This is a genomic window from Streptococcus sp. HMSC078H03, assembly GCF_001808655.1.
Classification (GTDB): Bacteria; Bacillota; Bacilli; order Lactobacillales; family Streptococcaceae; genus Streptococcus; species Streptococcus salivarius_G.
The window spans coordinates 1-280 of record NZ_KV794074.1 but is presented as its reverse complement, the minus strand read 5'-3'; the positions used below and the strand labels follow the sequence as shown (position 1 = coordinate 280).

General features: G+C 34.3%; 1 pseudogene. It reads left to right on the top strand.

The window, feature by feature from the left end:
• Positions 1-53: 53 nt before the first annotated feature.
• A pseudogene (locus tag HMPREF2607_RS01295) lies at positions 54-280 on the top strand (hypothetical protein); the annotation flags it as partial.

Here is a 280-nt window from a genome sequence, read left to right as displayed (position 1 = left end):
AATTTAATTTATCAAAGTAGGTTTAATTAGAGAAAAGGAAAGAGAAGATGACAATGAAAAAAAGCAATATTTTAGGGATTTTTGTAGGACTATTTTTAGGGCTGGTTACAGTCTTAGGAATGAGCCTATTTACCTTTATTAATTTAAAATTTAACTCTGTTTATTATGCTCAGCATATCCCTCATAAGGAGGGGACAGATCCGGACGTCATTATGTTGATGGAGAATATGGGTTGGGCCTATACACCGGAAATAGAAGGTATTAGCTACGATGATGATGG